Origin of the sequence: Limnothrix sp. PR1529 (assembly GCF_002742025.1) — a bacterium.
GTDB lineage: Bacteria > Cyanobacteriota > Cyanobacteriia > CACIAM-69d > CACIAM-69d > CACIAM-69d.
Genome location: NZ_LIRO01000084.1, coordinates 1 through 6,418 on the forward strand (window position 1 = coordinate 1; position 6,418 = coordinate 6,418).

At 52.2% G+C, this 6,418-nt stretch carries 5 protein-coding genes; 1 reads left to right on the plus strand and 4 read right to left on the minus strand.

Going from position 1 to position 6,418, the window contains the following annotated elements; genetic code table 11:
• The 3 genes from AMR42_RS21515 to AMR42_RS12650 form a co-directional block, all read right to left on the minus strand.
• Positions 1-758: Ycf66 family protein (locus AMR42_RS21515; RefSeq protein ID WP_304441469.1), on the minus strand; the 758-nt coding region annotated here is incomplete at its 3' end.
• A gap of 27 nt (positions 759-785) precedes the next feature.
• Positions 786-1,409, minus strand: a complete 624-nt coding sequence (locus AMR42_RS12645) for a DUF3172 domain-containing protein (protein ID WP_099533961.1) — start codon at positions 1,407-1,409, stop codon at positions 786-788.
• A gap of 346 nt (positions 1,410-1,755) precedes the next feature.
• Positions 1,756-2,847 (minus strand): anthranilate phosphoribosyltransferase family protein, encoded by a 1,092-nt coding sequence (locus AMR42_RS12650; RefSeq protein ID WP_099533963.1) that lies wholly within the window; start codon positions 2,845-2,847, stop codon positions 1,756-1,758.
• 450 nt (positions 2,848-3,297) lie between these two features.
• Here AMR42_RS12650 and AMR42_RS12660 point away from each other — a divergent pair, with 450 nt between their 5' ends.
• Positions 3,298-4,005, plus strand: coding sequence for a GDSL-type esterase/lipase family protein (locus AMR42_RS12660; RefSeq protein WP_234406988.1), 708 nt, complete (start codon positions 3,298-3,300; stop codon positions 4,003-4,005).
• Between the two features lie 81 nt (positions 4,006-4,086).
• On the opposite strand, the gene AMR42_RS12665 is transcribed toward AMR42_RS12660, so the two are convergent.
• Entirely contained in the window at positions 4,087-6,105 is a 2,019-nt protein-coding gene (locus AMR42_RS12665; protein ID WP_234406987.1) for a sensor histidine kinase, read from the minus strand.
• Positions 6,106-6,418 lie beyond the last annotated feature (313 nt).

Consider the following 6,418-nt stretch of genomic DNA (forward strand, 5'->3'; position numbering starts at 1 on the left):
TGACGATATTTCTTGCGCACGTAAACGGGCTTGGAACCCTCGGGCACAGGCTCAGGGGAGGGAGCAGACGACGGCGTAGTTTGGTTGGGGGGCGCGCCTTCCGGCGGTTGACGATATTTCTTGCGCACGTAAACCGGTTGCCCTGCACTTTGCCCTGTGCTTTGCTCTGCACTTTGCCCTGTGCTGCCTGTGGTGGGGCTAACCGGAGCAGGCGGTGCGGTCGCGGCGTTGGTCGGGGGTGGCGTTGGGCTGGGCGTTGGTTTGGGCGTTGGTTTGGGTGCTGAGTTGGGCATTGGGGCAGGACTGCTGCCGGGCGATCGGGAAGCTCGCAGGTTGGCCAATTGGGTCTGGATCTGGATCCAAAGCACGATCCCAAAACCAGTGAGAGATTGGCGGAAAGCTTGCCAACCGGTCAAGTTAGGTTGGCCGGGGCGAAAGAGATTCAGCAACCCGGCCCAGCGATCGAACTGGGGCAACGCGGCAACCAGCACCTCATCCAGGCTCGATCGCGCCACTTGTTCGCGCAGCACCAGGGTTTGCCACCCTTGCCAGGCCATCAACCCCACCACCACCCCTTGGCTGAGCAGCACGGCCCCATGCAGTTGACCACTGCAAACCCACAATACGAGGGCATAAAACAGGCCAAAGCTGCTCCAAATCACGTCACTACGCCGTGACAGGATCGGAAACCGCAGGGCGATCGCGTAGAGCAACAGGCTCCCGATCGCCACTAAAATCGCCAATCCATAAGCCAACATCCCGTCTTTATTCCCCCGTGGGTCACGCTAGAAACGATCGCTTTCTTGGGCCGGAACCACGCCGGGCTGATTCAAGAACAGGTTCCCCGCCGAGTCGTTTTGATAAACACAGTCCACGCGGGGTTTGCTGTCAATGCTGCCGGTGAAAGCAAAGGTATTCATCCGGTTTTTGCATTCGGAAATCTGCTTATCCGTCACCACGCCCCGTTGTTGCAGCACGGCCCAGTTGTTGCTGCGCATGACGCAACCGGGCTGCATTTCCGGCTGGGACACGTAAACACTGAAGGGGCTGAGGGTCACAAAAATGCGCGCATTCATGGAAATGGCGCTGGCTCCAAATTGGGCACAAAGTTCCGGGTTGGGAGCCGCCCGATCGATAAATTCCCGCGAAGCCACATTTTGCGGATCAACACTGGCCGAAGAGCTGAACCCAATGCCCACGCCCATACCCAGGATGAACACGCCGGCCAAAATCGCCACCACCGTGTAGTTAAAGCCTTTTTTCTTGGGTGGTTCGGGCGATCGCCCTTCCGATCTCGGTTCGCGATCCGCGTCGCGCCCGGCCGACTCGCGAGCGTTTCCCCGATAATCACTGCGATAACTGTCGCGATCGCGGTAGGGATCGCGGGCGGGTTGCCGTTTGCGGTTCATAGCCAATGGTTAATCACCGATAGGAATTTACTGATCATCAAACTGATCATCAATCTGAATCTCAGTCTAGATTTCAGTCTAGATTGATCCAGTCTGGATTGATGCATGGTTTGTGGATCTCTTGGGGCCCCGATCGGGATTCCCAACCCCAAAGTTTCAACGAGTCTGGTATCCTGCAAGCGATCGCTCACCTACGAAAAAGCGCCCCACCGATGGGACGCTCGTGTGCAGAGGAGCGATAGTCGATCGTTTTGATGAGTCACATGCGAGTCTAACATGGGAGTCAGACCCCTCTGGGCCGGAATTGTTAACCGGTTTGGGGTTGATTTTGCTTGCCCATTCTTGCCTATTCTGAGGCGATCGCCAGATGGGATCGCAGATCCAAAAGCTTCTGCCAGGCTAATCCTTGATCCAAAATCGTGGCCGCCTGAGCCAAGTAATTCTTCAATGGCGTTTGATCGGTGAAGTCAGTGGGCCGATCGGAGCCAGCGCTGCTCAGTCGCCAAAGATAGAAACCCGCATTCCAAATCACACTGGTGCGCCAGGGGTGATCTTGGCCATGGCTCCCTTGGAACAGGGAACTCAAGTTTTCAGCCCATTCAGCAGCCGTCCCCAGGGGCAAATTGCTTTGGCTATATCCCAAATCCCAGGGGTTGAGACAGAGGCGATCGAACCGGCCCGGTTGCCCCAATCCCGTGATGACTGTCCGATCGTGCGGTAAGTCGGGACTGCCTTCGAGGCCCTTGACCGTGGTGAAAGACTCAATTTGATGCAGCGCCAAGGCATCACGCATCATCTGTTCCGTGGGCGGATGCACAAACCCCATCACCCGATGTTGGGGCCCTTGGTAGGGTGACCACAACAACTCCAGGGTGGCCAGGGGCGGCCGTTTGCCAATTTCATCGCGGTAGGCCGCCAGGGGCAAGGTTTCGGGGAAATGCTTCGGCAGGTAGCAGTAGGTTAGGCCCTGTTCTACCAAGCACCGTTCCACCTGCTCCCAACTGGCCCGAGTCCAATCCAAACCCAAGGCCTGCCACAGTTCCGTGAGGGTAATGCCATATTTCGTGGCCATGCGATCGCCCCCGTGGAACAGCAAGGGAAACCCCGCCGCCGCCAAGATCAACCCCGTGGCGATGCCCAAAGGAGCCGTGCGAGATCGCCCGTCATAGGGAATCCCAAAGCTGACCAAGGGCCGATCGAGGGCGATCGGCCCCAAGCGCGGCCCCAACTCAGCGTAAGCATCCAACATGCCCGCCAACTCTTCGCCCGTGGGCCGCTTAATCCGATGGGCAATCAGAAACGCACCAATTTGGGCTGGGGTGGCCGCCTGGGTCAACATCAGTCGCATGGCTTCGGCGGCCTGCGATCGATCCAAATTTTTGCCTGTGTGGGGCCCGCTGCCGATGGTTTTCAGCAGCTCGCGGAAGACTTTGCTCATGGGAAACGGCAGGTTACTTGCGGGTGGTTGAAGGTGGTTCAGCGGAGTTTGGTGGGAGAGGCGGTCGGGGCCTGGGCAGTCCGGGGCGTATTATCAAGGGCGATCGAGAGATTAGCAAACTCCCTTGGTGGCCGATGTAGCCTGTTGCGTTCTTTTGGTTCAAACCGGATTCGCCCCGGATTCGCTCCGGATTCGCCCTGAATGTCCCCCAACTTTGCCCCAACCGAATTTGCCCAGCCTTGACCCAGCCGCCGCAACCATCGCCAAAACCATCGCCAAAACTGTCCCGATCGGCTCCTTTGACCCGGAATCAGGCTCAATCCCACTGTGAGGATGATTAGGGATGGGTGATTGCCTCAAGCATCCCAGCAGTGATACATTCCGGCTCAATTCCTTTCTCGATCGCGTTCCACGCCGCAGCCTATGCAAGCTCCGATCGCGTCTCCTGTCATGCGCCATAACGCCGTGGTGACTCCATTTCGGCCCAAGCAACCGCAACCCCTCCGCATCATTGCCATGGGCGACAGTGTGATTTATGGCTACGGCGATCTCAGTGGCGGCGGTTGGGTTGAACGATTGCGCCGCCAGTGGATGGCTCCCGACTCAGCCGGCCATGTGATTTATAACTTGGGCGTTCGGGGCGACAAGGTGAGCCAAGTGAGCGATCGACTGGAGTTGGAATTTCGCAGCCGGGGCGAGTTGCGCAATCGCCTGCCCGATCGCCTGATTCTTTCCGTGGGCACCAATGATTCGCCGCGAGTGGGCCGGGCCGATGGCAAAAACATGACCCCCATTGAAATCTTTGGCCCGCAAGTGGAAGCCTTGCTCGATCGGGCCCAGGGCCTCTGCCCCGTCTTGTTTGTCGGCATGATTCCCGTCAACCCCAGCAAAATGCCCTTTTTAGAGTGTTTGTATTACAACCATGCCGATCAGTATCAATATAAAGAAGTGATCCGTCGGGCCTGTGAGGCGCGACGGATTCCGTTTTTAGACTGTTTTGAATTGTGGCTCGCGCGTGGGGCTTCCTGGGTTGAACAGCGCCTCGGCTCCGATGGTTTGCACCCCAATGATTTGGGCTATGAAAGCCTCCTGGCTGATGTGACCGCATGGCAACCGATCGCCCAACTTGCCGCCATGGACACCAAGCCGATCGCCTAGCAAATTTCGCAAATCCCTGAATTTCCGATTACCCAAAAAAGATTGCATCAGTATTTTGAGTCTCTTCTCCAACGCCAGGCATTAGGGGGCAAGAGACCTCAATTTTTGGTCTGAGTCGCTCTGTAAATTGGGCTTGCCTTCTTGTTCTCGCCCAACGGAAAATCGCGTTTCAATATAAGGCAAATCGATCGTAAAACAACTACCCACATTCACTTCACTGGTCAACCCCACACGACCACCGTGAAGTTCCACAATTCGCTTCACCAGAGCCAAACCCAAACCCGTTCCCTCATATTTACGATTGAGGGCACTATCAATTTGCACGAACGGCTGAAAAAGACGCTTGATATCTTCTGGCGCAATCCCAATACCCGTATCAGTGATCGAAATTCGCACAAAATATTTTTGTAATTCTCCATTTTTTTCTGCCTCATCCTCGCCCTCTTCCTTTTGGCCAGTCACTTCTAGGGTGATGTGTCCCCCTTCTGGCGTAAATTTAAAGGCATTATTGAGCAAATTCAACAAAACTTGGCGGATACGACGTTCATCGATATATAGATCTGGCAAATTAGGCGATAGATTGGTTTCCAGTCGAATATTCTTCTGTTCGGCTTGGGGCTGAATGAATGCCACGCTTGATGTGCAAAGCGCCCCGATCGCGACGGTCGTGCAATTCAGCTCCAAAAATTCCGACTCGATTTTGGCAATATCCAAAATATCGTTAATTAAGTCTAGAAGATGCGCGCCGCTTTTTTCAATATTTTCTAAGGCTTTGTGCTGTTGCTTATTAACTCCACCAAAGATGCCCTCTTGCAAAATTTCCGCCACTCCCAAAATTGTATTTAACGGAGTGCGGAGTTCGTGGCTCATGGTTGCCAAGAAATTATCTTTCAGTCGATTTGACTGCGCGAGTTGATTGTTGGCTGTTTGCAACTTTCGTAGTAGGGTTTGCTGCTGATTAACCATATTGAAAAAGACATCAGACAAATGGCTAATTTCATCGCCTGAATTGTTGATGTCCCTATGATCCCCGATCGTGCGATCACAAACATCTAAAATGGGTTGCAAACGGCGATTTAAAAATCGAATAAATAACCAAACAACCAAAAGCAAAAAGACGGCTGCAATGATTGTGGCGCTAATAGCTCCTAGCAGAGCAGGCTTGGCAACCGTCTCATAGGGAATCGCTTCCAGCATCACCCATTGAGTTCTGGGAACTGTTTGATAAACCCAATAGATTGAATCAGATTCAAAATGCGATTTTTCAATGCCTTGGTTAATTCGGTAACGAATTTGTTCCCAAACCGGTTTTAGGGATGGAATGGATGAAACATTAGCCATTTGGGCAGCCTGACGAGGATCAAGAGAATAACTCAAGAGTTGCCCATTTTTTGTGATTAGGGCATGGTAGCCATTGCTATTGAATGAAGGATCATCTTGACTCAAATTAAGATCACTAGCATCAATATCTTTATTAAGATCATCAATATTAATATCTCCGTTCATCACGGCAATTAATTGACCTTTTTGATTACGAATCGTCCCTGAAAAGGTCATGAGCGGAATGGGATAATTATCATTCATATAAGGCTTTGACCAAAGATAGCGATCGGCCTTAACCGCGTCTTTAAAATATTGCATCTTGGGATATTGATCTACTGCCCATAGATCAACCAGCGTAAATTTAGGATTTTGAGCCAGGGTAACCCCGCGATCGGGAATAAATTCTTCAATATAGGGCCCAAACCACTCACGATCGACCAAACCCTTGGGGAACTGCATCACCCCAAATCCGGTGATCAGCTTAGGACGAGCTGACATAAATGAAAGTACTAATTTCTCGTAAGCCTCGGGCGATCGCACACCACTATCGTGCAAGAAGATTGTTGCGGAAACCAAACTCTTTAAAAAAGTTTCACCACTGAGCAGCTCCGCATCAAGATGTCGAACCTTGTTATCCGTTTCCGACGTTAGTTGCAAAATCCGAACAGACTTCAGCTCACTATAAAATAAATACCCTAAGCTGCCGAGACCAATGGCAGCGGCAGAAATCACCGCCACAAACAAGCGAGTGCCGATCGAACGAAGTCCAAATTTCATTGATTTAGCCGGAACGGTTAGACCGTTTTGGGTTGAATGGCTTATCATTGCTTAGCCCAGTAGCCTCAGTGGTGAACTGTGCAAAGTATAAAGAAGCACCTCTTTAACTAAAGAAAACCTAGTCTGAAACGCTTGTTAAGGCACATGGCAAAATCCAGAAGTGTTGAATGACAGATTCAGGTTATAAAAAAGGGGTAAGAAGATGTAATTCTTACCCCAAACAATCAAAAAGTAATACACCAATGTTACGCTCATTCTCTCAAATCGTCAAACCTATTCTCAAAAGCTTACCTGAGCATGATTACCCAGTGCT